At 62.9% G+C, this 26,983-nt stretch carries 23 protein-coding genes; 16 read left to right on the plus strand and 7 right to left on the minus strand.

Translation table 11 applies throughout. The annotated features are described in order from the left end of the window. Positions 1–5: 5 nt before the first annotated feature. The 15 genes from CRO75_RS05145 to CRO75_RS05215 all read left to right on the plus strand — a co-directional run bounded on the left by CRO75_RS05145 (position 6) and on the right by CRO75_RS05215 (position 18,202). Complete coding sequence (locus CRO75_RS05145; RefSeq protein ID WP_062824223.1) at positions 6–1,523, plus strand: sigma 54-interacting transcriptional regulator; 1,518 nt, start codon at positions 6–8, stop codon at positions 1,521–1,523. Between the two features lie 95 nt (positions 1,524–1,618). After that, positions 1,619–1,759 carry a hypothetical protein gene (locus CRO75_RS05150; protein ID WP_007930271.1) on the plus strand — a complete coding sequence of 47 codons (141 nt, stop codon included), beginning with the start codon at positions 1,619–1,621 and terminating at the stop codon, positions 1,757–1,759. A 17-nt stretch (positions 1,760–1,776) separates the two neighbouring features. After that, positions 1,777–2,970 carry a type VI secretion system-associated FHA domain protein TagH gene (tagH, locus tag CRO75_RS05155; RefSeq protein WP_097134632.1) on the plus strand — a complete coding sequence of 398 codons (1,194 nt, stop codon included), beginning with the start codon at positions 1,777–1,779 and terminating at the stop codon, positions 2,968–2,970. Between the two features lie 5 nt (positions 2,971–2,975). After that, a complete protein-coding gene (tssJ, locus tag CRO75_RS05160; RefSeq protein ID WP_007930268.1) occupies positions 2,976–3,476 on the plus strand; it encodes a type VI secretion system lipoprotein TssJ in 501 nt (166 codons plus the stop codon). 2 nt (positions 3,477–3,478) lie between these two features. After that, positions 3,479–4,810 (plus strand): type VI secretion system baseplate subunit TssK, encoded by a 1,332-nt coding sequence (gene tssK, locus CRO75_RS05165; RefSeq protein WP_009051584.1) that lies wholly within the window; start codon positions 3,479–3,481, stop codon positions 4,808–4,810. A 5-nt stretch (positions 4,811–4,815) separates the two neighbouring features. After that, positions 4,816–5,685, plus strand: a complete 870-nt coding sequence (gene icmH, locus CRO75_RS05170) for a type IVB secretion system protein IcmH/DotU (protein ID WP_007930266.1) — start codon at positions 4,816–4,818, stop codon at positions 5,683–5,685. Positions 5,686–5,699: 14 nt separating this feature from the next. Continuing rightward, positions 5,700–9,227: a type VI secretion system membrane subunit TssM gene (gene tssM / locus CRO75_RS05175; protein ID WP_097134633.1), complete on the plus strand. Its 3,528-nt coding sequence runs from the start codon at positions 5,700–5,702 to the stop codon at positions 9,225–9,227. After that, positions 9,227–9,955: a PP2C family serine/threonine-protein phosphatase gene (locus CRO75_RS05180; RefSeq protein ID WP_007930264.1), complete on the plus strand. Its 729-nt coding sequence runs from the start codon at positions 9,227–9,229 to the stop codon at positions 9,953–9,955. The genes tssM and CRO75_RS05180 overlap by 1 nt, the downstream gene beginning before the upstream one ends. Next, positions 9,952–11,016 carry a serine/threonine-protein kinase gene (locus CRO75_RS05185; RefSeq protein WP_097134634.1) on the plus strand — a complete coding sequence of 355 codons (1,065 nt, stop codon included), beginning with the start codon at positions 9,952–9,954 and terminating at the stop codon, positions 11,014–11,016. Before CRO75_RS05180 ends, CRO75_RS05185 begins: the two co-directional genes overlap by 4 nt. Positions 11,017–11,037: 21 nt before the next feature. Further along, complete coding sequence (locus CRO75_RS05190; RefSeq protein WP_097134635.1) at positions 11,038–13,398, plus strand: type VI secretion system tip protein VgrG; 2,361 nt, start codon at positions 11,038–11,040, stop codon at positions 13,396–13,398. Between the two features lie 12 nt (positions 13,399–13,410). After that, complete coding sequence (locus tag CRO75_RS05195) at positions 13,411–15,597, plus strand: phospholipase D-like domain-containing protein (RefSeq protein ID WP_097134636.1); 2,187 nt, start codon at positions 13,411–13,413, stop codon at positions 15,595–15,597. Next, positions 15,578–16,447: a tetratricopeptide repeat protein gene (locus tag CRO75_RS05200; RefSeq protein WP_239990561.1), complete on the plus strand. Its 870-nt coding sequence runs from the start codon at positions 15,578–15,580 to the stop codon at positions 16,445–16,447. The genes CRO75_RS05195 and CRO75_RS05200 overlap by 20 nt, the downstream gene beginning before the upstream one ends. Continuing rightward, positions 16,434–17,300, plus strand: a complete 867-nt coding sequence (locus CRO75_RS05205) for a tetratricopeptide repeat protein (protein ID WP_097134637.1) — start codon at positions 16,434–16,436, stop codon at positions 17,298–17,300. The genes CRO75_RS05200 and CRO75_RS05205 overlap by 14 nt, the downstream gene beginning before the upstream one ends. Positions 17,301–17,403: 103 nt before the next feature. Beyond that, entirely contained in the window at positions 17,404–17,613 is a 210-nt protein-coding gene (locus CRO75_RS05210) for a hypothetical protein (protein ID WP_097134638.1), read from the plus strand. 205 nt (positions 17,614–17,818) lie between these two features. Further along, the gene (locus CRO75_RS05215) at positions 17,819–18,202 is read left to right on the plus strand and encodes a helicase (protein WP_097134639.1); all 384 of its coding nucleotides are present in this window, start codon (positions 17,819–17,821) and stop codon (positions 18,200–18,202) included. Between the two features lie 76 nt (positions 18,203–18,278). On the opposite strand, the gene CRO75_RS05220 is transcribed toward CRO75_RS05215, so the two are convergent. From CRO75_RS05220 to exbB, 6 genes are all read right to left on the minus strand, one after another. Beyond that, positions 18,279–19,679, minus strand: coding sequence for an aminoacyl-tRNA deacylase and HDOD domain-containing protein (locus CRO75_RS05220; RefSeq protein ID WP_009046192.1), 1,401 nt, complete (start codon positions 19,677–19,679; stop codon positions 18,279–18,281). Positions 19,680–19,757: 78 nt separating this feature from the next. After that, positions 19,758–21,833 (minus strand): ATP-dependent DNA helicase RecG, encoded by a 2,076-nt coding sequence (gene recG, locus CRO75_RS05225; protein ID WP_007921149.1) that lies wholly within the window; start codon positions 21,831–21,833, stop codon positions 19,758–19,760. Positions 21,834–21,842: 9 nt separating this feature from the next. Further along, complete coding sequence (locus CRO75_RS05230; protein ID WP_009046190.1) at positions 21,843–22,763, minus strand: hydrogen peroxide-inducible genes activator; 921 nt, start codon at positions 22,761–22,763, stop codon at positions 21,843–21,845. 169 nt (positions 22,764–22,932) lie between these two features. After that, positions 22,933–23,679, minus strand: a complete 747-nt coding sequence (locus CRO75_RS05235; protein ID WP_007921144.1) for an energy transducer TonB — start codon at positions 23,677–23,679, stop codon at positions 22,933–22,935. Further along, positions 23,676–24,104, minus strand: coding sequence for a TonB system transport protein ExbD (gene exbD, locus CRO75_RS05240; RefSeq protein WP_097134640.1), 429 nt, complete (start codon positions 24,102–24,104; stop codon positions 23,676–23,678). The genes CRO75_RS05235 and exbD overlap by 4 nt, the downstream gene beginning before the upstream one ends. A 6-nt stretch (positions 24,105–24,110) precedes the next feature. Beyond that, a complete protein-coding gene (gene exbB, locus CRO75_RS05245; protein WP_097134641.1) occupies positions 24,111–25,097 on the minus strand; it encodes a tonB-system energizer ExbB in 987 nt (328 codons plus the stop codon). Positions 25,098–25,284: 187 nt separating this feature from the next. On the opposite strand from exbB, the gene CRO75_RS05250 reads away from it, so the two are divergent. Next, positions 25,285–26,142: an SDR family oxidoreductase gene (locus CRO75_RS05250; RefSeq protein WP_097134642.1), complete on the plus strand. Its 858-nt coding sequence runs from the start codon at positions 25,285–25,287 to the stop codon at positions 26,140–26,142. A gap of 50 nt (positions 26,143–26,192) precedes the next feature. Here the strand turns inward: CRO75_RS05250 and CRO75_RS05255 are convergent, their stop codons facing one another. Beyond that, the gene (locus tag CRO75_RS05255) at positions 26,193–26,933 is read right to left on the minus strand and encodes a hypothetical protein (protein WP_007921135.1); all 741 of its coding nucleotides are present in this window, start codon (positions 26,931–26,933) and stop codon (positions 26,193–26,195) included. Between the last annotated feature and the right edge of the window lie 50 nt (positions 26,934–26,983).

Raw genomic sequence — 26,983 nt, forward strand, 5'->3', positions numbered from 1 at the left:
GTGTGATGTTCACTCGTGTACCGCAACCGCTGATCTACGCCGAGGCGCTGCTGGCGCAGTTCGCCAGCCTGTCGCGGGCGGCCGACGGTGGCGCGCTGCTGGGCGATTTCGTGCGCGGCGTGGCCGGGCTCAGCGGTTGCGAACTGAGCCAGCTGTACCTGCTCGATGCCACTCATACCCGGCTCGGCCTGAGCGCCGAATGCCTGGGCGGCATCCTGCAACCGCGGGAAGCGGCGAGCCTGCCGGCGGACTACAACGGTGAGCAGTTGCTGCAGTTCGCCCTGTGCCAGAACCGCGTGGTGAGCCTGGTGGGGTTGAGCGGCAGTCTGCACGAAACCAGTTTCCTGCCGGCCCGGGACACGCCCTGGCAGTCGCTGCTGTGCGTGCCGCTGGTGAACACGCAAAAGGCTGTCGAGGGCCTGCTGCTGTGCGCCAGTCGCGAACATGTCGACCTGCAGGGCTTCGCCGATTCCATGGGGCAACTGGGCTCGTTCGTGCTCGGGCAACTGCACCTGCTGCAACGCCTGCGGCGTCCAGTGGGCGACGCGGCGCCCGTGGCCAGCACCCCGGTCAGCGCCAGCGGCTACGGGCTGATCGGCAACAGCACGGCCATGCGCCAGACCTACCAGTTGATCAGCAAGGTGCTGCACAGCCCCTACACCGTGTTGCTGCGCGGCGAGACCGGCACCGGCAAGGAAGTGGTGGCGCGGGCCATCCACGACTACGGCCCGCGGCGTTCCCAGGCGTTCATCGTGCAGAACTGCGCGGCGTTCCCGGAGAACCTGCTGGAGAGCGAGCTGTTCGGCTACCGCAAGGGCGCCTTCACCGGCGCCGATCGCGACCGTCCGGGGCTGTTCGACGCGGCCAATGGCGGCACCCTGTTGCTGGACGAAATCGGCGACATGCCGCTGTCCCTGCAGGCCAAGCTGCTGCGCGTGCTGCAGGAGGGCGAGATTCGTCCGCTGGGCTCCAACGACACCCACAAGATCGATGTGCGCATCATCGCCGCGACCCACCGCGACCTGGCGGTGCTGGTCAGCGAGGGCAAGTTCCGCGAGGACCTGTACTACCGCCTGGCGCAGTTCCCGATCGAGCTGCCGGCCCTGCGCCAGCGCGAAGGCGACATCCTCGACCTGGCCCGGCACTTCGCCGACAAGGCCTGCGCCTTCCTCCAGCGCGACCCGGTGAGCTGGTCGGAAACCGCCCTCAATCACCTCTCGGGCTACACCTTCCCGGGCAACGTGCGCGAGCTCAAGGGCCTGGTGGAGCGAGCGGTGCTGCTGTGCGAAGGCGGCGAACTGCTGGCCGAGCATTTCTCCCTGAGCATCGAAGCGTTGCCGGAGGAACCCGGGCTGAACCTGCGCGAACGCCTGGAGAAGGTCGAGCGTCATCTGCTGCTCGATTGCCTGCGCAAGAACGACGGCAACCAGACCCTGGCGGCCCGCGAGCTGGGGTTGCCCAGGCGCACGCTGCTGTACCGCCTCGGGCGGTTGAACATCAATCTTGGCGACTTCGAGGGCTAGCGCGACATGACTGCCCCAAGCGCCTTTTTCGTTTCGCCAGGCGTCGCCCGCAAGGGTCGGCGCTTTGTGCATTGTCTACCCATGGAGACCCTCTGATGTCTGTTCGTCACTGGCAAGCCGCCCTGCTGGCTCTGATCGTTCTCAGCGGCCTCGGCGGCTGTAGCGGTAATTACAAATTCAACGACAACACCTATCGCCCATTGGGTGATCCGCAGGCGGTCAATCGCGGCAAGTGACCGCAAGGAGCATCATCATGGAACTGGTTTTCGAAATGCTGAACACCAAGCAGTTCGTGCCCACGGAGTTGAGCAGCAAAACCTTCAAGCAGGCCGGCGGGGTGATCGGGCGGGGCGAGGATTGCGACTGGATCATTCCGGACCGCAAGCGCCACCTGTCCAATCACCACGCGATCGTCAGCTACCGCGACGGGATGTTTTTCCTCACCGATACCAGCAGCAACGGTATCCAGGCCAGCGACAGCGGCGCGCGCCTGCGCAAGGGCGAGCCGCAGCGTATCGAGCACGGCAGCGTCTATGTGCTGGGGGATTTCGAGATCCGCGCGCGCCTGGTGCGCGATCCGGCAACCTTCGACACCGAAGTCGGGCGTCCGCAGGCCGCCGGCAGCATCATTCCCGATGACGCCTTCCTCGACCTCGACCCGCTCAACGCGCTGGATCAGCAGGAGCGGGTGTATTCGGAAATCGACGAGCTGACCGCGCTCAACACGCCGCGCCAGGAACCAAGCCAGCGCGCGGACTATGCGCGGATCGACATGGAAAGCCTGCTGGTGCCGGAACTGGTGGCACAGCCCGAGGCGCCGGTCGCCGTCGAGCCGGCCCCGGTGGAGCGCCAGAGCGAAGGTTTCTGGGAGCATTTCGGCGCGGCGCTGGGGGTGGACCTCAAAGGCCTCGACCACGACAGCCGCGAAGCCCTGGCGATCGATGCCGCGCGCCTGCTCAAGCAAAGCATCGGCGGCCTGCAGCAGAGCCTGCGCACCCGCAGCGAGCTGAAAAACGAACTGCGCCTGGCCCTGACCACCGCCCAGGGCGGCAGCAAGAACCCACTGAAGTTCGCCGTGGACGCCAGCGAAGCGCTGGGCATCCTGCTGCAAGGCAACAAGCCCGGCCAGCTGCCGGCCGAGCAGGCGATCTCCCGCGCCTTCCGCGATCTGCAGGCGCACCAGGTGGCGCTGCTGACCGCCAGCCGCGCGGCCGTGCGCGGCACCCTCGAGCATTTCTCGCCGCAGCAGCTGACCCTGCGTTTCGAGCGCGACAACAAGCCGTTGCTGGCCACCTCCGGCAGCCGCTGGAGAGCCTACAACCGCTATCACCAGGCCCTGCGTCAGGACGATGACTGGAGCGAACGCCTGCTGGCCCGTGACTTCGCCCAGGCCTACGAAGAACAGATCCGCCTGATCTCCACCCTTCACACCGAACACCAAGGATGATGCGCATGTCTCGCTGCTCGACCCTGTTACTCAAGACGCTGGCCATGCTGACCGCCCTGGCGTTGCTGGCCGGCTGCTCGTCGCTGTCGCCGTACTCGACCATGACCAAGCTGAACCTCAAGTTGACCGCCAGCGACCAGCTCAACCCGGACCTCAACGGTCGCCCGTCGCCGATCGTGGTGCGGCTGATCGAGCTCAAGCATCCGGTGGCCTTCGAGAATGCCGATTTCTTCAGCCTCTACGAGCGCGCCAAGGAGTCCCTGGCGCCGGACATGGTGGCCAGCGAAGAACTGGAACTGCGTCCGGGTGAAACCGTGGAACTCAAGCTCAGCGTCGAAGAAGGCAGCCGCTACGTTGGCGTGCTGGCGGCCTACCGCGATATCTCCGAAGCCCAGTGGCGCTATGTGGTGCAGCTCACTCCGGTGGAGCTGACCGAAGCCGATCTGACCCTCGACCAGGCCGGTATCCGCACCAGCAACGCAACGCTCGCCAAGGCGGACAAGTAATCATGAACGTGCATAAAGTCATTTGGCAGGAAGGCATGTTGCTGCGCCCGCAGCACTTCCAGCACAACGATCGCTACTACGACTACCAGATGAAAACCCGCACTCAGTTGCTGGGCAGTTATTCCTGGGGTTTCCTGAGCCTGGAGATCGACCTGCAGTTCCTCAACATGGGCAAGTTGGTGATCAGCCAGGCCTCTGGCATCCTGCCCGACGGCAGCCTGTTCGAACTGGGCGGCAACACCGAGCCGCTGGCCCTCGACGTGCCGCCGAACACCGGCAACACCCCGGTCTACCTGGCCTTGCCGCTGGTGACCGGCAACCACATCGAGGCGCGCCGTCCGGAGCAGTCCGATGTGCTGGCGCGCTATACCACCTACGAGGCGGAAGTGGCCGACTCCAACGCCGGCGACGATTCCAGCAGCCAGGTCAGCTGCGCCCGGCCGGACTTCCGTCTGCTGCTGGGCGAGCAACAGAGCGACCAGGCCTATGTGAAGCTCAAGCTCTGCGAAGTCCTCGACACCACACCCGACGGGGTGATCAGCCTCGACCCGGACTTCGTGCCGACCTTCATCCACGCCCATGCCTCGAGCTACCTGCTGTCGTGCCTGAAAGAAGTGATCAGCATGCTCAGCCACCGCGGCGACACCATTGCCGACCGGATCCGTTCCAACGGCAAGGTCGGCGGCGCCGAAGTCGGCGACTTCATGATGCTGCAACTGATCAACCGCACCGAACTGCTGCTGCGCCACTACCTGGGCCTGGAGCAGGTGCACCCGGAAGAGCTGTACCGCACGCTGCTGACCATGCTCGGCGATCTGGCGACCTTCGCCAGCGACAGCAAGCGGCCGCGCCTGGACAGCCGCTACCAGCACAGCGACCAGGGCGCGAGCTTTCGCAAGTTGATGGACGCGATCCGCCAGGTGCTGTCGATGGTGCTCGAACAGCACGCCATCGAGCTGGTGCTGCAGGCGCGTCAGTACGGGATCATCGTGTCGCCGTTGCACGACCACAAGCTGCTGGGGTCGGCCTCGTTCGTCCTGGCCGCCAGTGCCAACTGCGACTCCGAAGAACTGCGCCATCGCTTGCCGGCGCACCTCAAGGTCGGCCCGGTGGAGCGGATTCGCCAGCTGGTCAACCTGCACCTGCCGGGGATCAAGGTCAAACCCTTGCCGGTGGCGCCACGGCAGATCGCGTTCCACTCCAACAAAACCTATTTCATCCTCGAACTCAGTTCCGAAGACCTGGCGCAACTGGAGCGTTCCGGCGGTTTCGCCTTCCACGTGTCCGGCGAATTCGCCGAGCTTGAACTGAAATTCTGGGCCATCAGGAACTGACCGACATGATCAAGGACATGGAACACAACCAGGACGACAAGACCGTCCTGCTCGATCGCCAGGGCCATGGCCCGGCGCAGAGTCCGCTGACCGATTTCGCCGCGCCGCCGCGCTTCGAGCAACTGGAAGAACGGATGATCTACGCCGCGCGCCTGCGCCCGGCCGAGGCCTTCAACATCAGCCTGAACGCGCTGGTGGCGGCGGCTTCGGATCTGTTGTCGGAAGTGGTGCGCCTCAAGCACAGCGACACCCGCGAAGACCTGTACGCGCTCAACGAGCGCCTGACCTCGGCCCTGAAACTGTTCGAGGTGCGCGCCCTGCACAACGGCGCCGAAAGCAGCCAGGTCATGGCCGCCCGCTACGTGCTGTGCACCGTGGTCGACGAGGCGGTGGTCACCACCCCGTGGGGCAATGAAAGCGAGTGGTCGCAGATGAGCCTGCTCAGCAGCTTCCACAACGAGACCTTTGGTGGCGAGAAGTTCTTCCAGCTGCTGGACCGGCTGTCGAAGAACCCGGTCAAGCACCTGCCGATGCTGGAACTGATGTACCTGTGCCTGTCGCTGGGCTTCGAGGGCAAGTACCGGGTCATGGCCCGCGGCATGCTCGAACTCGAAGGCATTCGCGACGCGCTGTACCGGCAGATCCGTCAGCTGCGTGGCGACGTGCCGCGCGAGCTGTCGCCACACTGGGAAGGCTTGCACGACAAGCGCCGCAGCCTGGTGCGCATCGTGCCGTGGTGGATGGTCGCGCTGTTCACGGTGGTCTGCCTGGTGGTGATGTATTCGGGGTTCGCCTGGGTTCTGGGCGAGCAGCGCGAGACCGTTCTGCAACCTTATCAGCAGCTTGACCCGGCCGTGGTCCAGCCCCAGCCGTAATACAGGGACGTGTGATGAAAAACTTCTTCAAGAAAGTCGGCGCCTTCCTGCGCAAGACGTGGGTCTGGACGCTGTTGCTGGTGCTGTTCGTGGCACTGCTGGTGTGGTTCGTCGGGCCGCTGCTGGCGGTCAACGACTACAAGTTCTGGGAAAGCGCGACCTCGCGCCTGCTGACCATCAGCGTGCTGTTCCTGATCTGGGGCCTGACCATGGTCTTCGTCAGCTGGCGCGCCGGGGTCCGCAAGAAAGAAATGGAAGACAGCGAAGACGGCCAGGAACGCCTGCGCCGCGAAGAGCTGATCGACGAGGAACAGAAAGAGCTGCGCAGCCGCTTCAAGGAAGCCATGCGCACCCTCAAGACCTCCAGCCTGTACCGCGGGCGCAGCGAGCGCTGGCGCAACGACCTGCCCTGGTACCTGCTGATCGGTCCGCAGAGCAGCGGCAAGACCAGCCTGCTGGACTTCTCGGGCCTTGAGTTCCCGATCAACAAGATCGACCGCAAGCTGACCCGCGACACCGTCGGCACCCGGCATTGCGACTGGTACTTCGCCGGCCACGGCGTGCTGATCGACACCGCCGGCCGCTACCTGACCCAGCCCGACGCGGAAGTCGACGCCAGTGCCTGGAGCACCTTGCTCAACCTGCTGCGCAAGCGCCGTCGCGGGCGTCCGCTCAATGGCGTGCTGGTGACCATTCCGGTGGAGCTGCTGCTGAGCGGCAACGAGCAGGATCTCGAGACCCTGGCGCGCCAGGTCCGCGCGCGCCTGCAGGACGTGCATCAGAAACTGCATGTCGATGTGCCGGTGTACCTGGTGCTGAGCAAGGCCGACCAGTTGCTGGGCTTCGACGAGTTCTTCGACCAGCTGAGCCGCGAGGAAAGCGACCAGGTGCTCGGCACCAGCTTCCGCAAGGAACAGAACGGCACCGACGTCGCCGTGCTGCGCCAGGAGTTCGAAGAGCTGCTGCGGCGCCTGAACAGCCAGGTGATCATGCGCATGCACCAGGAGCGCGACACCCAGCGCCGTGGCCGCATCCTCGACTTCCCGCACCAGTTGGGCCAGATCGGCGAGCACCTGTGCCTGTTCGTCGACATGGCGTTCACCGGCAACCGTTACCAGCGGGCCAGCCAGCTGCGCGGTTTCTACCTGACCAGCGCGCCGCACCTGACCGAAAAGCTCGACCCCGACACCGCCAGCATCGGCGCCAGCCTGGGCATGGCGGCCGGCGTGCTGCCGACCCTGCGCAGCGGCCGTTCGCGCTTCATTCACCACCTGCTGAGCCGGGTGATTTTCCCCGAGGCCGACCTGGCTGGCCTGGACAAGCGCGAGCGCAATCGCATCCATTGGGGCCAGCGTGCGCTGTACGTTGGCGCGCTGGTGGCCCTGGCCTTGTTCGGCCTGCTCTGGGCCGGTGGTTTCTCCGCCAACTACGAGCGCCTGGAAAACCTGCGCTCCCTGGCGCAGAACTGGAACCAGCAGCGCACGGCGCTGACCGCCCGCGACGACGCGATGGCGGCGCTCAAGACCCTCGATACCAGCTTCGAAGCCACCAAGGTGTTCCCGGCCAAGGGCGACGTCTCGCTGCACGAGCGGGTCGGCCTGTACCAGGGCGAGGAAAGCAACCCGGTGGTGCTCAGCGCCTACGAGCGTGAGCTGCAAGCCCAGCTGTTGCCACGGGTGGCGCAGATGCTCGAAGGGCAGATCCGCGGCAACATGCGCGACCGCGACCGCCTGCTCAACAGCCTGCGGGCGTACCTGATGCTGAACATGCAGGATCGTCGCGATCCGTCCTGGCTCAAGGACTGGGTGGCCAGCGACTGGTCGACGCGCTACGCCGGCAACACCGCGGTGCAGAACGGCCTGAACGCGCACTTCGAACGCCTGCTCAAGCTGCCGTTCAGCTACCCGCTCAACGACACGCTGGTGGCCCAGGCGCGCCAGGTGCTGCGCAGCGAGTCGCTGGCCAATGTGGTCTACCGCGTGCTGCGCGAACAGGCGCGGAGCCTGCCGGAGTACCGCCTGAGCCAGCACCTGGGGCCGCAGGGCAGCCTGTTCGTCGGCACCGACTACGCGATCCCGGGCTTCTACACCCAGCAGGGTTACCAGCAGTATTTCTCGGTCCAGGGCACGGCGCTGGTCACCGATATCCTGCGTGACAACTGGGTGCTGGGCGAAGGCAGCGGCATCAGCGGCATGGACCTGCGCCGCCTGATGGTGGAGCTGGAGCAGCTGTACTTCCGCGACTACGCCAACTTCTGGAGCGAAGCAGTGGGCCAGGTCGGCCTGCAGCCGTTCAACGATGCCGGCGAAGGCGCCGATCAGGTCGCCGGCCTGACTTCAGCCAACTCGCCGGTGCTGCAACTGCTGGTGGAAGTGCGTGAGAACACTCGCTTCCAGGCCATCGCCGAAAGCGCCGAAGACGTGACCGCCGCGGCGGATAAAGCCGCCGAGAAGGGCGGGGCGCTGGGCAAGGTCGCGGCGGCTGCCGCGGGCAAGGCCCAGGAAGCTTTGGCCAAGAACCTGCCGGACACCGCGAAGAAGTCGCTGCAACGTCGCTTCGAACCGCTGCACCGCCTGCTGGACGACAACAACGGCCCGGCGGCGGACCTGACGCCGGCGCTGCAAGCGTTGAACGACCTGCAACTGCAACTGGCCGGCCTGGCCCGTGCCAGCGCGCCCGAGCAGGCGGCGTTCGAGATGGCCAAGACCCGCATGAGCGGCCAGCGCGATGCCCTGAGCAACCTGCGCAACGCCTCGGTGCGCCTGCCGCGTCCGGTGAGCGTGTGGTTCAACGTGCTGGCGGAAGACACCTGGCGCCTGGTGCTCAACGACTCCTACCAGTACCTGAACCAGCGCTACCAGAGCGAGCTGTACAGCTTCTACGGCAAGGCCATCAGCAAGCGTTATCCGTTCAGTGCCCACAGCACCAGCGATGTCGCCATCAGCGACTTCCGCGAGTTCTTCAAGGCCCAGGGCATCGCCGACCGCTTCTTCGAAAACTATATGCGGCCTTTCGTCAGCGGCGATCCGGGCAACTACCGCCTGCGCAGCATCGACGGCCACAGCCTGCCGATGTCCAAGGTCTACCTCGACCAGATGGCCGCCGCCCAGGTGATCCGCCAGAGCTTCTTCTCGGAGAACCCGGCGGAGCCGCAGGTGCAGTTCAAGCTGGAGCCCTACACCCTGGACCCGGCGGTGAGCCGTTCCGAGTTCCGTTTCGGCGACAAGACCATGGAGTACCGCCACGGCCCGATCGTGCCGGTGTCCTTCAAGTGGCCGACCGACGCCGAAGACGGCCGCACCAGCCTGGTGCTGGACAAAATGGCCGGGCGCCCGGTGGGTATCGAAAAGAACACCGGCCCCTGGTCGCTGTTCCGTCTGTTCGACCTGATGCAGACCGAGTACCTGACCGGCCGTGACGTTCTGGTGCTCAAGGCCGACCTGGGCGGCCTGCGCGCCAACTACCTGCTGATGAGCCAGCGCACGCCGAACCCGTTCGACATGGGTGTGCTGCGTACCTTCCGCATGCCGGTGCAGCTCTGATGCTGGTTGCCAGTACCTGGCGCAGCGCTGCGCGCACCGACCCGGGCAAGGTTCGGGCGCGCAACGAAGATGCCTTCCTCGACTGTCCGGAGCAGGGGCTCTGGGTGGTCGCGGACGGCATGGGCGGGCATCAGGGTGGCGACATCGCCAGCCAGTTGATCGTCGCCAGCCTGGCCGAGTTGCCGGCGCAAGACAGCTTCGACGAGCGCCTCAAGGGCCTGCGCCAGTGCCTGCACTGGCTCAACCGGCGCCTGGGCCAGGAGTTGACCGTCACCGCCGAGCGCCACGACAGCATCATGGGCAGCACCGTGGTCGCGCTGTTGCTGGAAGGCGACCGCGCGGCGTGCATCTGGGCCGGCGACAGCCGCTGTTACCTGTGGCGCGGGCAGCGTCTGTACCAGCTGTCCAAGGACCATTCGCTGCAGCAGCAACTGATCGACGAGCAGCAGATGAGCGTCGAGCAGGCGCGGGCCCATCCGGCGGCCAATGCCCTGACCCGGGCGGTGGGCGCCAGCGAGCAGCTGACCCTGGATGTGCTGGAGTTGCAGGTCTACCCCGGCGATGCCTTCCTGCTGTGCAGCGACGGCCTGTACCAGGGCCTGACCAGCGATGCGCTGGGCAATGCCTTGAGTCTGGCTTCGCCGCAGGTGGCGCTGGAGCGTCTGTTCGACGGCGCCCTGCGCGGCTCGGCGCGGGACAATCTGACCGCCGTGGTGATCCGCCAATGAGTGATCTCAAATCCGGTCTGGATAACATCCTGATGAGCGAGGAAGAGGCCAGCAACCTGACCTATTTCGCCTTCGCCAAGGCCAATGAGGCGCCGCGTCCCGTGGCGCCCAAGGCCAAGGGCAAAGGCCGCAACCGCTCCAGGAATCGCCCCCGTTCCAAGGCTCAGGCCGTGGTGCCTGTGGGCGGGCTGCCGGACGTGCTGGCCGGACGTTACCGCCTCGAGCGCCTGCTCGGGGCCGGTGGCATGGGCGCGGTCTACCGCGCGCGGGACCTGCTGCATGAGCAGTTCGGCGATCCCGACCCTTACATAGCGCTCAAAGTCATGAGCGAAGAATTTTCCGAGACGCCGGATGCCAGCGCCTTGCTCTACAGCGAGTTCGCCCTGACCCGACGCCTGCGCCACCCGAACGTCGTGCGCCTGCACAGCTTCGAGGTGGACACCCAGTGCCAGCGCGCCTTCATCACCATGGAGCTAATGCGCGGCCTGACCCTGGACAAACTGCTCTGCGAGCGGCCGTTGGGGCTGCCGTGGGAAGAGCTGCGCGATGTGGTGCGGCCACTGCTCGATGCCCTGGCGTACAGCCACGCTCGCGGTGTGCTGCACGGCGACCTGAAGCCGAGCAACGTGATGCTCTGCGAAGACGGCGTGCGGCTGTTCGACTTCGGCCTGAGCCAGGCCGAGGAGGGCATCCTTCCCGGCCTGCCGCAACTGAGCCGCAGCCGCTTCAACGCCTGGACGCCCGGCTATGCCGCACCCGAATTGCTGGAGGGCGGCGCCCTGTCGGCCAGCGCCGACCTGTACGCGGTGGCCTGTGTGATCTATGAACTGGCCTGCGGCAAGCACCCGTATCGCCGGTTGCCGTCGACCCAGGCCCGCGACGAACGCCTGGACCGCTCGCTGCAGGCGCCCAGGCATCTACCCAGACACTGTTGGCCAGCCCTGCGCGCGGCGCTGGCCCTCGACGCGGCGGAGCGCACCATTTCCGCCCAAGCATTGCGCGACGCCATGCGCGCGGATTCGTCCTGGCTGCAACGCTGGTTCCATCGGCGTAACGGATGACCATCGAACAGGGAGCAAGCTATGTTCAATCCTTCCAATGAAACCCACTTCAGCCTGACAGTCGACGACTTCCAGGGTGACTTGCAGGTGCTGTCTTTCGAGGGGATCGAAGGCATCAGCCAGCCGTTCCGTTTCGATCTGGAGCTGGTCAGCGAGAACCCCGACCTGGACCTGGAGACCCTGCTGCACAAGCAGGCTTTTCTAGCGTTTGATCCGCAAGGCAGTGGCATCCACGGCCAGATCTACCGCGTGGCCCAGGGCGATGCCGGCAAGCGCCTGACCCGCTACCAGGTGTCGCTGGTGCCGCAATTGGCCTACCTCGAACACCGCACCAACCAGCGCATCTACCAACAGCTGTCGGCGCCGAAGATCATCGCGCTGATCCTCGAAGAGCACGGCATCCAGGGCAATGCCTACCGGTTCCAGCTCGGCACTCCGTGCCCGGAGCGCGATTACTGCGTGCAGTACGACGAAACCGACCTGCATTTCATCCAGCGCCTGTGCGAAGAGGAAGGCCTGCATTACCACTTCCAGCACAGCCCGCAGGGCCACTTGCTGGTGTTCGGCGACGACCAGACCGTGTTCCCCAAGCTCGGCCAGCCCACCGCCTATATCCAGGGCAGCGGCATGGTCGCCGACGAGCCGGTGATCAAGGGTTTCAACCTGCGCCTGGAGACCCGCACCCGCCGTACTACTCGACGCGATTACGACTTCGAGAAGCCGCGCCTGCAACTGGAAGCGGCCTATAAACCCGAGACTGACAGTGAAGAACCGGACCTGGAAGACTACGACTACCCGGGCCGTTTCACCGACCGCGCGCGCGGCAAGTTCCTCAGCCAGCGCGCCCTCGAACGCCACCGCGCCGACTACCAGCAGGCCGAAGGCTGGGGCGACCAGACGCGACTGGTCAGCGGCCACTTCCTGGAACTGTCCGAGCACCCGCGCAGCGAGTGGAACGACCTGTGGCTGCTGACCCACATCGTCCACGAAGGCAAGCAGCCACAGGTGCTGGAAGAGTCGGTGACCAGCGACACCACCGACAACAAGGATGACTTCCACCAGGGCTATCGCAACCGCTTCCTCGCCACGCCCTGGCAGGTGTTCTACCGCCCGGCCCTGAACCACCCGAAACCGCGGGTGCTGGGCAGCCAGACCGCGGTGGTCACCGGGCCCAAGGGCGAAGAAATCCACTGCGATCAGTACGGCCGGGTCAAGGTGCAATTCCACTGGGACCGCGAAGGCAAAGCCGATGACAAGACCAGCTGCTGGCTGCGCGTGTCCTCCAGCTGGGCCGGCGACCGCTACGGCGCCCTGGTCATCCCGCGGATCGGCATGGAAGTGCTGGTGACCTTCCTCGAAGGCGACCCTGATCAGCCGCTGATCACCGGCTGCCTGTACCACAAGGAACATCCGGTGCCTTACGCCCTGCCGGCGAACAAGACCCGCACGGTGTTCAAGTCCATGAGCTCGCCCGGTGGCGCCGGCTACAACGAACTGCGCATCGAAGACAAAAAAGGCGCCGAACAGATCTTCATCCATGCCCAGCGCGACTGGGATGAAAACATCGAGCACGACCAGAAAATCCGCATCGGCCACGAACGCCACGACACGGTGGAAAAGAACACCTACACCGAACTCAAGGCCGAAGAACATCGGATCACCCACGCCGACCGCAAGACCGAAACCAAGGTGGATGACCACCTGACCGTGGGCGAAAACCAGCACATCAAACTCGGCACCGCGCAACTGACCAAAGCCGGCCAGGAAATCCACCTCAAGGCCGGCGCCAAGATGGTGATCGAGGCGGGCAGCGAACTGACGATCAAGGCCGGGGGCAGTTTTATCAAACTCGATGCCGGTGGCGTCACGGTGGTGGGGCCGGTGGTGAAGATCAATGCGGGGGGAGCGCCGGGGAGTGGGACGGGGATTGGGATCAAGATACCGGGTCTGCCAGGGGCGGCCGATGCGGACAAGGCTGGCAGCCTGATGGAGGAGGCGTTGGCCAACCCGGCGAAAGAAACCGTACCGGGTCAGCTGTGCATTCGTATTTCCCCGTTGCCCAACATGCCGGGGTATCCGGATGAGCCCTATCAGCTCTACGCCGATGGCGCACTTATCGACAAAGGCTTCAGCGACGAGAAGGGCAATGTGCTTTTCCAGCATATTCCCGGTACCCGCAACTATTCGGTGGAAACGGTGAACGGACACCGTTTCAACCTGGACATGAGCGAAACCTCGACCGAACAGACGCGCCAACGCAGTGAGCGCCTGGGGCGTGAGGGATATCGCGACTTCCCGGGCGCGGCGGCCTCTCTGGAGGCGTTGAGCAGCAGTGAGGCGTTCCGCCAATTGTGGGCGGATCAAAGCGAGCAGAAAGAGTAAAGGAAGCACTCCATGACATACCTCGATCAGAAACTGTCGATCTCGCTTGAAGAAAGCGCCGCAACCCTGACTTCGGATTGGTTCGCCCACAAGAACAATCCGCTAAGCCCGCCACGTCCGGCAGGCAACGTGGTGACGCCGCTGGTGTGTGGCGAGGAAGCCTTCAAGAAGGTCTATGAATGCATCCAGGCAGCTACGAAAAGCATTGACCTTATCAGTTGGGGCTTCGACCCGGGATTGCGTCTCGACCGGGCCTCGACCGACAGCCCCAGTCTGGGAAAACTGCTCAGGCAGAAGGCCGAAAGTGGTGTCGAGGTACGGGTACTGATCTGGAACAACCGGCTGGCCCAGCTCGGTGAGAACTCGGTTATCGGCGAGGGCTGGAGCGGCAGGGGCGGAACATCGATGGGCTCTGGATTCCGCGAGGGCCAGCCAGCTGACACCAGTGCCCTGGAAAAAAAACGGGAAAAGCTCCTGGAAAAACAGCAGCAGGAGCAGGCACGCCTGGAAAAACTTCCGGCAAACGACGAGGCCGGCCGACGAGCCACGCGCGACCGTCTGATCGACATCCAGCAAAGCCTGGATGCCCTGGACAGCGGCTACACCAAGGGCCGTGATTCGGGAGGGACGGTTCAAGCCCCGAACGAACAGGTCGAGACCCGAGATTGGTATCGCTGGGTACACAGCCGCGAAGCCCGCAATATCGAGTTTCGTACGCGGGACTTCAAACTCGTAGGAGAGTTGACCTACGACGATCAAAATGGCCTGCGCATGCATTGGGGGCGTCTTGCCATCCTGTGGCGACTGCTCAAGGACGAGTCTCACGATGTGCCCTTCATGCAGATGCTGGCCCTGAGCCTATTTCCCAGCCATCACCAGAAAACCCTGGTGGTCGACTACATGGACCCGCAAAAAGCGAAAGGTCTTGTGATGGGCCACAACCTGCAGCGCAACTACTGGGACACCACCGCCCACGCCTACGACGATGCAGCCGGCAAGCGCGATCTGGGCTTCGGCCCCTGGCAGGACCTTTCCCTATTTGTACGCGGCCCGGTGCTATTCGACCTCAATCACAACTTCTGCAATGCCTGGGACAAGAGCAGCAGCTGGATACGCCGGGTCTTCAAGGGCACCCTGAATCACGAGCGCTCGTCGGTCAAACCACTGAGCCTGATCCTCGATGGTGGAGAGCCCGCGCAGATTTGCCGGACTCAACCGGAAGAAGGCCCGGAAAAAACCATTCTCGAGGTATATGAAAAGGCCCTGGGCAATGTGCATCAGTACGCCTATATCGAGAACCAATACTTCCGCTACAAACCGCTGGCCGAACGCCTGAAGAAAGTTGCCGCCGACTACGTCGCTGCCGGCAAACAACAGGACTTGCACCTGTTCGTGGTCACCAACAACCCGGAGAGCGGGCATTTCTCCAGTTCCACCTACGAGATGCTCGACACCCTTGGCCAGGGCGAACTGATGCCCCTGGCCCACCGCGACCTGCTCTACGATCAACGCCAGCTTGCCTATCGCCAGCGCGAACTGAAGGCCCGCGACGAATCGCCGACACGCGATCAGGAGCTGGCCAAGGTACAGACGCAAATGCATGAGCAGGGTATCGATCCGAGTCGCGCCGATGAACTCCTGGCCATGGACCCCAACAAACACTACAACCAGGCCGCGGCTCGCGAACTGGAGCCGGAGATGCTGCCGCCCAAGGGGTTGAAAATCATTGTCGCGACTCTGGTCAGTTGCAAGGACGGCGGCGAAACCGCTACTCCCAAGACGCGCGAGCAGCGCCAGACCGAACGCGATATCACCGAACATCTCGGCCCGGAACAAGGAATGGCGCAGTACAAGTCCATCTATGTACACAGCAAGCTGCTGCTGGTGGACGACCTCTTCTTCACCCTGGGCTCCGCCAACATCAACGAACGCAGCCTGAACTCCGACTCCGAACTGAATATCGCAATGCCAAGCCCGCAAACCACCCGGGCCTGGCGGGAGCGGTTGTGGGGGATGCATTCGGGGAAAGCAATCAATACGAGCAAAAGCAGCTTAAGTGAGAACGTTGCATTCGATTATGAAAATTGGGAGCAAGTGGTAACTGATAACTGGAGAAATCAGAAGAAAAACTTACCGCTTAATGGAAATTTGGTCAGATTTTGGGACGTGGTGACACCTTATGCAAAAGCCCTTGATTAAATGTTTATCTTTTTTGTTCTTTTGTTTTTTTGGAGCAGCTATGGCTGATGAATTCAAGTGTGTCCATGAAATTAATACGGCTCCCCCTCTTGATCAGCAAGCCGATCAATGGTTTAAGCAGGCAAGGGGTATGAGTAAAGAGAGACTTCCTGATTGGGTAAAAATTGCTGGTCTCTATCAGCAAGCAGTAGATAAAGACCATTGGAAAGCAATGCATAACTTAGCAGAGCTATACCTCCGTGGTGATGGCGTAACCAAAAATACAAATAAAGCCATCGATCTATATTTGCATATGGTCAAACTACAAGTTCCGTTGGGTTATTATGATATGAGTGTGATGACTCAGAGAGGTGTTGGGGTAGTTCAGTCAAATAGAGATGCCATGAATTTTTTGCTCAAGGCGGGTGACTTGGGTAGCCCGCTAGCCCAGACTAGGCTGGGTAATATATATATATATGAATTAAATAAAGATAAGCTCGGCGAGTCTTATCTGCGTTGCGCGGCACATCAGAATGACGCCGAGGCGAATTACGAACTTGCCGCATACTATAAAGTAGTAGACAAAAATTACCCTGTCGCCATGCATTATTATCAAAATGCTGCGGCTCTAGGTTTGAAAAAAGGCTCGTTGTTAATTGAAAATACTTTCAGGGATGGCGACTTTGGGTATGTGAGAAATGAAAAAATAGCAAATACCTACAGTGATATTTCTAGTCGGCTATATAAAGATCCTGATCTCCGATTCCCTAATTTGGCCAAAGACCATCCACTTCCACCGCACCCTATTCAGGGCTATCACGCCGACAAAGACATCAACTGGAAACCGACCGGACGTGATGACGACTATTAAAGCACTGTTGGCTGTTGTGCTATTGGGCGGTAGTGGCTTTTCCATGGCATACGATTTCAAGTGTGTTCATGAAAAAGATATTGCTCCACCCCTGGACCAGCAAGCAGACCAATGGTTTAAACAAGCTCGGGTGCTTAGCAAAGAGCGTCCGGCTGATTGGAGCAAAGTGGCCAGCCTGTACCAGCAGGCTGTAGAAAAGAACCATTGGAAAGCAATGCACAATCTTGCAGAGCTATACTTACGTGGTGATGGGGTTGTTAAGGATACGAACAAGGCTATTGATTTGTATCTGGAAATGATCAAGCTACAGGTACCGCTGGGTTATTACGATATGAGTGTAATGACCAAAAGAGGCGTCGGTGTGGTGCAGTCTGATAAGCAGTCAGTAATATATTTGCTCAAGGCGGGAGATGTAGGTAGTCCTATGGCTCAAGTCAGGTTAGGGAATATCTATATTTATGAGGCCAAGAAAAGAGATCTGGGGGTTTCCTACCTACGCTGTGCTGCAGATCAGAACGATGCAAGCGCAAATTATGAGTTGGCCACATACTACGAGATCTTGGATAGAAACTACCCTGTTGCCTTGCATTATTATCAAAGAGCTGCAGCTCTAGGTGAACGGAAAGGAGCCATGGAAATAGAAAATGTATTTCAAAATGGTAAGTTTTCTTATAATAAAGACAAGAAGACTGAAGATGCATACTACAAAGTGTCCAGGGAGCTAGCCAACAATCCAGACTTGCGCTTCCCCAATCTGGCCAAAGACCACCCACTGCCACCGAACCCTGTGCAGGGCTATCACGCCGATAAAGACATCAACTGGACGCCGACCGGACGTGATGACGACTATTAAGAGAAAGCCAATAGCGAGAAACATCCCGAAAAAATAGCTTCAACGAGCCTATGCGAAGTATCAACGCGCGACTTATGGGCCATCCCGATGAAGGAGCCGCACAATGCATAAAGTATTCACGGTACTGGCGATCGTGCTGCTAGCGATCTCGATACTCAGCGCTTTGCTCGGGCTGGCTGGCATTGCTAGTGGGGCAAGCGGCAGTGGGGGCATTTCCGACTCTGTCGGCGTTGCGTTCTTGATTGCCAAAGTGCTGCTCGCCTTGAGCCTGTTGTCTGGAGTGCTGGCTATTGCCTGGCCCAGGAGCGGGTGAAGCCAGGTCTGGTTTAAGGATTCACAGGGTTATGAACAGGTCTCTGCGTGTCGGACTCATTAAGGCAGCCGATAAACGAGGGTGACTTGGCAGTCATAATCCACAATAACGCACTCATCTTCCCTTAACATTGCATAACTGTGGCGTTCCCCTCCGAAGCCGCTACACTGCGCCAGCCGTTCATTTTTCCTTTGGGGCTTTGCGCATGAAATTTCGTTTTCTTCTGTGGATGCTGGGGCTGTTGATGGGCAAGGCCAGCCGGACCAATCCGGCGTTCCAGCAGCAGTTGGGTGACAAGGCGCTGGTGTTCCAGTTGCAGACGCTGGATGGCAAGGTGGCGCGGCATTTCCGGGTGAAGGATCAGCGGATTACCAGTAAGTCTGGGGTGTATCCCGAGCCAGCATTCGCCATTGCCTTCAAGGATGCGGCCTATGGTTTTGCCACGATGCAGGCGAAGAACAAGCAATTGGCCTTTATGACCGGGATTCAGGACAAGTCGATCCAGATCAAGGGCAACCCGGCGCTGGTGATCTGGTTCCAGGGGCTGACCAAGTACCTGAAGCCGAAGAAGGCCAAGCCGAAGGCTTGAGGGCGGGCTGTATACCAGCCGGAAGATGATCGCGGGCAAGCCTCGCTCCTACGGGAGCGGGGCTTTTTTCTGGGTGTCAGTGCTGACTGAACTGCGAGGCCAGTTCGCGCAGCAGCACTTCGGCTTCGAGGACTTTGCTGACCACGTCTTCGGCTTTGTCGCGGGACAGGCCGAGGCGTTCGAGCAGGGCGTCAGGGATGTCTTCGACAGGGCCGGAGCCGATGCCGCGGCTGCGCAGCAGGCGCACGGCCAGGCATACCAGGTTCGGGTATTCGGCGTAGGCGCCGTCGTAGCTTGGGTCGTGCTGGAAGCGCAGAGCGGTGGACAACTCGTCCGGCATGTCCCAGTAGCGCATCAGCCAGGCGCCGATCTGTTCGCGGCTGATGCCCAGCAGGTGCTGTTCGACGTAGCTGTGACACAGGTGCGGGTTGACCTCCAGGTGGCGGCAGATCAGCGAGAAGTGCGGCGGGAAGACGTGGGCCAGCAGCAGGTAGCCGAAGTTGTGCAGCAGGCCGGCGAGGTAGGTCAGACCGGCTTCCGGGCGCTGGGCGCGCGGCATGGCGCGGGTCAGGCCTTCGATGACGGCGGCGGTATAGATCGACTGCTGCCAGTATGGCGTGCTGTGTTGCGGGTGGTCCTTGGGCAGGCTCAGGGTCTTGCCCAGGGCCAGGCCCAGCGCCAGGTTGATCACTAGGTCGAAGCCCAGCACGCGGACGATGGCGTCTTCCACCGAGCGGATCTTGCCCGGCGAGGCGTAGTAGGGCGAAGCCGCCCAGCTCACCACTTGCGCGGCCAGGGCCGGGTCGGTTTCCACCACGCCGGTGATGTCGTCGATGGTGGCGTTAGGGTCGACCCGTAGCTTGATGATCTTCTGCGCGGTTTCGGCCAGCGGCGGAATCTCGATGGTCGCTTCCAGGCGTTGCTGGATGCGCCGGGCGGTGAAGGCCTGCATCGCCTGGGTGATTTCCTCGCGGTCGTCGTCCGGGCGGTCGAGGTTCGGGCGGATGCTGCTCAGGGCCTCGCCGAAATTGCCGGCGCTGGCCTTGCTCAGCATGCTCTTGAAGGCGTCGCTGGTGATTTCCAGCAGCAGGCCCGGCTCGCCGGAGTTGATCAGCAGGGTCGGCTCGCGCAGCAGGCTTTCTTCATACAGGCAGGGCGAGCTGGTGAGCGCCGGCAGGCCGGGCAGCAGGCTCAGGTTGTGTTTGCCGAGCATGCGCTCCAGGCGTTCCGTGGAGACGGCGGTCAGGCGGCGGCCGGTCAGTTCGGCGAGGCGATTGAGGTCCAGCAACTGGCTCTGTGGGAACAGCACCATCAGCGCGCCGACGGCGTCGTCCAGCAGGACGGCCTGTACCTTGCGCGCGGCCGGCAGGCCAGGATGGTCGAGGACTTCCGTGAAGCCGATGTTCAGCTTGCCGAGCAGCAGCCGGATTACAGACGGAGCGTGCGGGGCTGCGGTGGCGAGGGCAACTTCTGTCATGGTCTGTATCCGTTTTCAAACAATTTCAGGAGTATAACCAGCTTGATCGGGGCATTCGCCCCTTAACTGAGACGCTGCTCACACTTGGCCGTATTGCTGCCCGTGGCGCAGCCAGCGTTCCAGCAGCGGGCTGACGTGATGCGGCCAGCGCTCCAGCAAGGCCTGGGCGGCATCGCGCACGGCCGGCAGCAGGTCGGCATCGCGCATCAGGTCGGCGACCTTGAATTGCAGCAGGCCGGTCTGGCGGGTGCCGAGCATCTCGCCGGGGCCGCGCAGTTCCAGGTCCTTTTCGGCGATGACAAAACCGTCGTTGGTTTCGCGCATGATGCCCAGGCGCTGGCGGCCGATCTGCGACAAGGGAGGATGGTAGAGCATGACGCAATGGCTGGCGGCGCTGCCGCGACCAACGCGACCGCGCAACTGGTGCAGCTGGGCCAGGCCCAGGCGCTCGGGGTTCTCGATGATCATCAGGCTGGCGTTGGGCACATCGACGCCGACTTCGATCACGGTGGTGGCCACCAGCAGCTGCAATTCACCGGCCTTGAACTGGCCCATGACCTCGGCTTTTTCCGTCGGCTTCATGCGCCCGTGGATCAGGCCGACCCGCAGTTCGCCCAGGGCGCTGCTCAGGTCTTCGTAAGTGGTTTGCGCGGCCTGGCAGGTCAGCTCTTCGGATTCCTCGATCAGCGTGCACACCCAATAGGCCTGGCGCCCTTCGGCGCAGGCGGCGCGCACCCGCTCGATGACTTCGACGCGCCGCGAGTCGGTGACCAGCACGGTGTTCACCGGCGTACGGCCAGGGGGCAGCTCGTCGAGGATCGAGGTGTCCAGGTCGGCGTAGGCGCTCATCGCCAGGGTCCGTGGGATCGGCGTGGCGGTCATGATCAGTTGGTGCGGGCACAGGCGTCCGCCCACGCCTTTCTGGCGCAGGGCCAGGCGCTGCTGCACGCCGAAGCGGTGTTGTTCGTCGATGATCACCAGCGCCAGGTTCTTGAACTGCACTTCGTCTTGGAACAGCGCGTGGGTGCCGACCACCATAGGCGCGCCGGCGGCGATCTGTTCCAGGGCGGCTGTGCGGTTCTTGCCCTTGAGCTTGCCGGCCAGCCAGGCGACTTCCAGCCCCAGCGGTTCGAGCCAGCGCTTGAAGGTGATGAAGTGCTGCTCGGCGAGGATCTCGGTCGGTGCCATCAGCGCCACCTGATAGCCAGCCTCCAACGCCTGCAGGGCGGCGAGGGCGGCGACCACGGTCTTGCCGGCCCCTACGTCGCCCTGAATCAGCCGCAGCATCGGCTCGGGCTGGCTGAGGTCATAGGCGATCTCGTTGCCGACCCGTTGCTGCGCGCCGGTGGGTGGAAAACCGAGGTTCTTCAGGTACAGCGCCGGCAGCCGGGTGGCCTTGGGCAGCGCCGGGGCGAGTTGCGAGCGCAGGCTTTCGCGCAGACGCTGCTGGGACAGCTGATGGGTCAGCAGTTCTTCGAACGCCAGGCGATGCTGGGCCCAATGGTGTCCCAGGGCCAGTTCGTCGACATCGGCGTCGGCCGGCGGGTGATGCAGGTAACGAATCGCATCGTCCAGCGGCGCCAGCTGGTAATCCCGCGCCAGCTCTTGCGGCAGCCAGTCCGGCAGGCTGCGCGGGCCGAGCAGGGCCAGGCTCTGCTGGCATAGCATGCGCAGGCGCTGCTGGGTCAGGCCTTCGGTGAGCGGGTAGATGGGGGTCAGGGTCTGGTCCACGGGCGGCGGTTCATCGCCGCTGATGGCGCGGTATTCCGGGTGGTAGATTTCCAGCCCCGAGGCGCCTGGGCGGGCTTCGCCATAACAGCGCACGCGGGTGCCGCGCTTGAGGCCTTCCTTCTGCGCGTTGCTGAAATGGTAGAAGCGCAGGCTGAGCCCGCCGGTGCCGTCCTGCAGGCGCACCAGCAGGCTGCGGCGCTTGCCCATCACCACGTCGGCGCCGCTGACGGTGCCTTCGATCACCGCGTCCTGCCCGGGGCGCAGCGCGCCGATCGGTACCACGCGGGTGCGGTCCTGATAACGCAGGGGCAGGTGGAACAGTACGTCCTGCAGGTTCTCCAGGCCGACCTTGGCCAGCTTTTCGGCCATGGCTTCGCCGACGCCCTTGAGTGCCGTGACCGGCACGTTCGACAGCTCAGTCATCGCGACGGCTTAGCTCGCGGCAGGCGGCTTGGCCACCGAACACAGGCGGATCGAGTCGGCAAGGATCTCGATGGCTTTCGGCCGCGGGAAGCTGGCGCGCCAGGCGATCGCCACGGTGCGGAACGGTACGGGCGCGGTCAGCGGCCGCACTTCGATCACGCCCGGAGCGTAGTGATGGCTGTCCACCGCCGAGAGCGGCAGGATCGAGACGCCAAGGCCGGAAGCGACCATATGGCGGATGGTTTCCAGGGAGCTGGATTCCACCGTGGTGTGCTTGGCGCCGTCGTTGCCCTTGGTCAGGGTCGGGCAGGCTTCCAGGACCTGGTCGCGGAAGCAGTGGCCTTCGCCCAGCAGCAACAGGCTCTTGTCGTTGAGCAGGTTGGCGTCGATGCTCTCTTTCTGGGTCCAGGGGTGGGTACTGGGCATCAGCACGTAGAAGGGTTCGTCATACAGCGGCAGGGTCAGCACGTCGGCTTCGTTGAACGGCAGGGCGATGATGATCGCGTCCAGTTCGCCGTTGCGCAGCTTGTCGCGCAGCACGTGGGTGAAGTTCTCTTCGATGTACAACGGCATCTGCGGGGCGACCCGGTGCAGTTGCGGGATCAGGTGCGGGAACAGGTACGGGCCGACGGTGTAGATGGCGCCGACCTTCAGCGGGGCGGTCAGCTGGTTCTTGCCGGCCTGGGCCAGTTCGCGAATGCCCTGGGCCTGTTCGAGGACCTTTTGCGCCTGGGCGACAATGCCTTCGCCGACCGGCGTCAGACGTACCGCACTCTTGCTGCGCTCGAAAATCAGCACACCGAGTTCGTCTTCAAGCTTCTTCACGCCCACCGACAGGGTCGGCTGGCTGACATGGCAACGCTCGGCCGCGTGGCCGAAGTGCTGCTCTTGGGCGAGGGTAACGATGTAGCGTAATTCAGTAAGAGTCATAGCGGACGTCCATGAGGTTGCGGGCCAAGCATACCGGCTGCAATCGATAGACGCACGTTATCAGACTCAATGCTCGCTGTGACACCGGGCAATGCATGCCGGTCATGCCTGGAAAAGCAAAAAGGCACCTTTGGGTGCCTTTTTGCTGGGGATTGCCTGGGCATCATGCTCAGCGGCGACGTTTCTCCAGGGAGTAAACGAAGGGCGCGACAATCTCGATCGAGCCGTTGTTGAGCATGTCCGCCGGTGGCTTGGGCAGCGGCTGGGCGCGGCGGATCATTTCCAGGGTAGCCCGGTCCAGATCGGCGTTGCCCGAGCGTCCTACCAGTTCATAAGACAGCACGTTGCCTTGGGCGTCGACCACGAAGCGCAGCCGGTTCAGGCCTTCCTTGCCGCGTGCCTGGGCACCCGGCGGGTACTTCTTGTACTTGGCCAGGTGCGCCAGCAGCGTGCCTTGCCAGCTTTCCTTGGCGGCGATCTGCGCCGGCGACGGGCCCGGAGCCGGTGCCGAGGACGGTGCCGCGGTGGGCGTCGGCGGAGCGTCGCTAGGCTTCTCTTCGCTCGGCTTTTCCTTCGGCGGTTCCGGCTTTTTCTCCACCGGCTTGGGCGGTTGCGGCTTGGGCTTGGGTTTGACCGGCTTGGGCACGGAAATCGTCGGCTTCGGCGCTTCCGCGAGTTTGGGCAGCGGCAGCTCTTCGACCGGAGCCGGCGGCTGCGGTGGCGTCACGACCTTGGGCGGCGCGGGAGGAGGCGGTGCCGGAAGCGGCGCCAGCTCGACCATCATCGCCTGCGGTGGCAGCTCGACCGGCATGGGAGAGCTCCAGTTGAGCGCGAGCAGGATCGCGACCGCATGGACCCCCAGTACGATGGCCAGGCTACCGCTGTAACGCGTCAGTTTTTGGCGCGTCGTGATCATTTCTTGGTAGCCGTCTCAAGTCCGACCAGGCCGACCTTCAGGTATCCGGCGGCCCGCAGGGCATCCATCACGCTCATCAGGTCGCCGTAATCCACGCCTTTGTCGGCCTGGAAGAAGATCGTCGTGTCTTTTTTGCCCTGGGTCTTGGCGTCGAGGGTGGCGCCGAGGGCTTCGGGCTTCACTTCGTCGTCGCCGAGGTACAGGCGTTGGTCGGCCTTGACGCTGAGAAACACCGGTTTCTCGGGGCGTGGTGCCGGTTTGGCCGTCGAGGCCGGAAGATCGACCTTGATGTCCACGGTAGCCAGCGGCGCCGCGACCATGAAGATGATCAACAGCACCAGCATCACGTCGATGAACGGCGTGACGTTGATTTCGTGGTTTTCGGCGAGATCGTCTTCTGCGCCTTCTTTCAAATGCAGGCCCATGGCGGATTACCCTACTTTGGCCACATGAGGTTGCGCAGAGCGCTCGGCGGTCGGCAGGTGATCGAGATCACGGCTGACCAGCAGCAGGACTTCCGCGGAAGCGTCGGAGACCTGGGCCTTGTAGCCGGCGATGGAGCGGGCGAAGACGTTGTAGATGACCACCGCCGGAATGGCCGCGACCAGACCCAGGGCGGTTGCCAGCAGGGCTTCGGCGATACCGGGGGCGACGACGGCGAGGTTGGTGGTCTGGGTTTTGGCGATACCGATGAAGCTGTTCATGATGCCCCACACGGTACCGAACAGGCCGACGAAGGGCGCGGTGGAACCGATGGTGGCGAGCACGCCGGTGCCGCTGCTCATGTTGCGGCCGCAGGCGGCTACCAGGCGCTCGAGGCGGAAGCTGACGCGTTCCTTGATGCCTTCTTTCTCGCGGCTGTTGGCCGACAGGCGCATTTCTTCCAGGGCGTCGTGGACCAGCAGGTTGGCCAGGGTGCCTTCTTTGGCGGCGGTGACGCTGGCTTCCTTGAGGGTGGTGGCCTTTTTCAGGTTGAGGATTTCACCGCGCAGACGACGCTTGGCGCCCATCAGCTCGAAGCCTTTGGCGATCCAGATGGTCCAGGTGATGATCGAGGCGATGGCCAGGCCGATCATCACCAGCTTCACGATGATGTCGGCGTTCTGGTACATGCCCCACGGGGACAGGTCGTGGGCCATGCCCAGGGAGTTGTCCGCTTCGAGGACTTCAGGTGCATCGCCGGCTGCTTCGCCTTCGGCAGGTGCCGGCGCTGCGGCGACCGGAGTGGCTACCGGCGCCGTGGCATCGGCCGGCGCGTGGGCTGGCGCAGGTGTCGCGGCGCCAGCCGGGGCCTGCTCATCGGCGAAGGCCGCGGTCGGTGCCAGCAGCAGGCTGAACAGCAACGCTGCGGCCGCGCTCATGGCGCGCAGCGGGCTTGGGCGTTGGGTTGGCGAAGCGGAGAATTGATTGCGTGTCATGCTGGCCGGACCTGAGAGGGAAAAGGGTAAGTGTCCTTCTAGGCCTCGCAGGGCCGAGAACAAATGGGCCGTCATTATTGCAACTAATTCTTGTTAACAGAAGTAATAGAGTATCTTTTTTTCTTTGATTGCTAGCCGCTCGTCCATTGCCGACGCTAGTCTGTGCCTTTCTGATAGGAGTTTTCTGATGTCCGCCCCTTCTGTTCTGATCGCTGGCTGCGGTGATGTCGGCAGCCGTCTGGCGAAGCAACTGCTGGCTGAAAACTGGCAGGTCTACGGCCTGCGGCGCACGGTTTCGCAATTGCCGGAAGGGGTGATCGGCGTGGCGGGCGATCTTTTCAGTGAGCAGTGCCCGGCAGCCTGGCCCACTACACCGCTGGATTACCTGGTGTACAGCGCGGCCGCCACCGAGCATGACGAGGCGGGCTATCGTGCGGCCTATGTCGAGGGGTTGACCCATGTCCTGGGTTGGCTCAAGCAGAACGGGCAGTCGCCGAAACGCCTATTGTTTGTTTCCAGCAGCAGCGTATACGGGCAGAAAGACGGCGAGTGGATCGACGAGACCTCGCCGGCCCAGGCCGACGGCTATTCCGGGCGGCTGATGCTCGAGGCCGAGCAAGTGGCCTTGCAGAGTGGCATTCCAGCCAGCCTGGTGCGGTTGACCGGGATTTACGGCCCGGGGCGGGAATGGCTGTTGAATCAGGTGCGTCAGGGTTATCGCGTCGCCATCGATCCACCGCTGTATGGCAACCGCATTCATGCCGACGATGCCGCGGGGTTGCTGGCCTTCCTGTTGCAGGCCGATCGGCGCGGCGTGGTGCTTGAGGATTGCTATATCGGGGTCGACGATGCACCGGTGCCTTTGGCCGAGGTGGTGGGCTGGCTACGGGAGTACCTGGGCGTGACCGAGTGGGCGGACAGCTCGAGTGTGCGGCGTTCCGGCAGCAAGCGCTGCAGCAATGCCCGCGCCAGGGCCCTGGGCTGGGAGCCGCGTTATCCGAGTTTTCGCGAGGGGTATGCGCAGATTATCGAAGGGCAGGGCTGAGCCGCATCATGGATAAAGAAAAAGGAGCCTTTCGGCTCCTTTTTGCTGGGTCACTGTTTTTCCAGTAGCCACTGGCGCGTACCCGGGGTGAGGGAAGGTACCTCGTTCGCCTGGGAGGCGTTGATGGGCTGGAAGATCTCCAGTTGCTTGCCGTTGCGCGCAAAGATCCACGGGTTGCCCTGGCCGTTGAGCTGCAGCCACAGGTTGTCGTAGCCGCCGCTCATCGAAGCGCAGTCGCCGGCGAGGCACAATGCGTAGCGATCGGCGCCCGGCAGGCCCATGACCTGGCCGTTGGACTGGAACAGCACGGTGCCGCCTTCGCCCGGGCCGTTGACGATTTTCCATTCGCCGCCCAGGTAAGCCGAGTACAGGGCGCGCTCGAAGTTGGCGCCCAGTGGCGCGCCTTCCGGGGCCGGGTCCTTGGGACGATCGAAGACCTGCTCCGGTTCGTTGTCGTTGGCTTCTTGCAGCAGCTGTTTGCCGTCGCGTTTCAATTCGCTGGCGGAGCTGCCGTAGAAATCGATTTTCCAGGCGCCGGATTCTTCAGCCAGCACCTTGCCTTCGACGTTTTCGAAGCCGTTGGTGTAGCGCGCCTGGCTGGCCTTGGTGTTGACGTCCCATTCCAGGTTCGGGCCGTAGCCTTGCAGGGCTTCGCGCAGCGGTCCGCCTTTGGCGGCGGCGTCGATGGCGACCTGGTTGATCCAGGTACCACTGATGTCACGGTCGGCGGGATCGCTGGCGCAGCCACCGAGGAACAGGGCGCACAACGAGAGGGCTAGCGCTTTGCGCATGAGGAAATCCTTTCAGAACGGAGACGGCGCGGCCTGGGTAGCCGCGCCGG

Origin of the sequence: Pseudomonas sp. LAMO17WK12:I10, from assembly GCF_900215185.1 — a bacterium.
Classification (GTDB): Bacteria; Pseudomonadota; Gammaproteobacteria; order Pseudomonadales; family Pseudomonadaceae; genus Aquipseudomonas; species Aquipseudomonas chlororaphis.

What these genes read in the sequence shown, in the direction of transcription:
- CRO75_RS05185 (WP_097134634.1), top strand. Translation starts at nt 9,952, where the DNA reads ATGAGTGATCTCAAATCCGGTCTGGATAACATCCTGATGAGCGAGGAA.
- CRO75_RS05145 (WP_062824223.1), top strand. Translation starts at nt 6, where the DNA reads ATGTTCACTCGTGTACCGCAACCGCTGATCTACGCCGAGGCGCTGCTG.
- CRO75_RS05150 (WP_007930271.1), top strand. Translation starts at nt 1,619, where the DNA reads ATGTCTGTTCGTCACTGGCAAGCCGCCCTGCTGGCTCTGATCGTTCTC.
- CRO75_RS05250 (WP_097134642.1), top strand. Translation starts at nt 25,285, where the DNA reads ATGTCCGCCCCTTCTGTTCTGATCGCTGGCTGCGGTGATGTCGGCAGC.
- CRO75_RS05190 (WP_097134635.1), top strand. Translation starts at nt 11,038, where the DNA reads ATGTTCAATCCTTCCAATGAAACCCACTTCAGCCTGACAGTCGACGAC.
- recG (WP_007921149.1), bottom strand. Translation starts at nt 21,833, where the DNA reads ATGACTGAGCTGTCGAACGTGCCGGTCACGGCACTCAAGGGCGTCGGC.
- CRO75_RS05205 (WP_097134637.1), top strand. Translation starts at nt 16,434, where the DNA reads ATGACGACTATTAAAGCACTGTTGGCTGTTGTGCTATTGGGCGGTAGT.
- CRO75_RS05215 (WP_097134639.1), top strand. Translation starts at nt 17,819, where the DNA reads ATGAAATTTCGTTTTCTTCTGTGGATGCTGGGGCTGTTGATGGGCAAG.
- CRO75_RS05220 (WP_009046192.1), bottom strand. Translation starts at nt 19,679, where the DNA reads ATGACAGAAGTTGCCCTCGCCACCGCAGCCCCGCACGCTCCGTCTGTA.
- exbD (WP_097134640.1), bottom strand. Translation starts at nt 24,104, where the DNA reads ATGGGCCTGCATTTGAAAGAAGGCGCAGAAGACGATCTCGCCGAAAAC.
- tagH (WP_097134632.1), top strand. Translation starts at nt 1,777, where the DNA reads ATGGAACTGGTTTTCGAAATGCTGAACACCAAGCAGTTCGTGCCCACG.
- tssM (WP_097134633.1), top strand. Translation starts at nt 5,700, where the DNA reads ATGAAAAACTTCTTCAAGAAAGTCGGCGCCTTCCTGCGCAAGACGTGG.
- CRO75_RS05195 (WP_097134636.1), top strand. Translation starts at nt 13,411, where the DNA reads ATGACATACCTCGATCAGAAACTGTCGATCTCGCTTGAAGAAAGCGCC.
- icmH (WP_007930266.1), top strand. Translation starts at nt 4,816, where the DNA reads ATGATCAAGGACATGGAACACAACCAGGACGACAAGACCGTCCTGCTC.
- CRO75_RS05235 (WP_007921144.1), bottom strand. Translation starts at nt 23,679, where the DNA reads ATGATCACGACGCGCCAAAAACTGACGCGTTACAGCGGTAGCCTGGCC.
- CRO75_RS05200 (WP_239990561.1), top strand. Translation starts at nt 15,578, where the DNA reads ATGCAAAAGCCCTTGATTAAATGTTTATCTTTTTTGTTCTTTTGTTTT.
- CRO75_RS05180 (WP_007930264.1), top strand. Translation starts at nt 9,227, where the DNA reads ATGCTGGTTGCCAGTACCTGGCGCAGCGCTGCGCGCACCGACCCGGGC.
- exbB (WP_097134641.1), bottom strand. Translation starts at nt 25,097, where the DNA reads ATGACACGCAATCAATTCTCCGCTTCGCCAACCCAACGCCCAAGCCCG.
- tssK (WP_009051584.1), top strand. Translation starts at nt 3,479, where the DNA reads ATGAACGTGCATAAAGTCATTTGGCAGGAAGGCATGTTGCTGCGCCCG.
- tssJ (WP_007930268.1), top strand. Translation starts at nt 2,976, where the DNA reads ATGTCTCGCTGCTCGACCCTGTTACTCAAGACGCTGGCCATGCTGACC.
- CRO75_RS05255 (WP_007921135.1), bottom strand. Translation starts at nt 26,933, where the DNA reads ATGCGCAAAGCGCTAGCCCTCTCGTTGTGCGCCCTGTTCCTCGGTGGC.
- CRO75_RS05230 (WP_009046190.1), bottom strand. Translation starts at nt 22,763, where the DNA reads ATGACTCTTACTGAATTACGCTACATCGTTACCCTCGCCCAAGAGCAG.
- CRO75_RS05210 (WP_097134638.1), top strand. Translation starts at nt 17,404, where the DNA reads ATGCATAAAGTATTCACGGTACTGGCGATCGTGCTGCTAGCGATCTCG.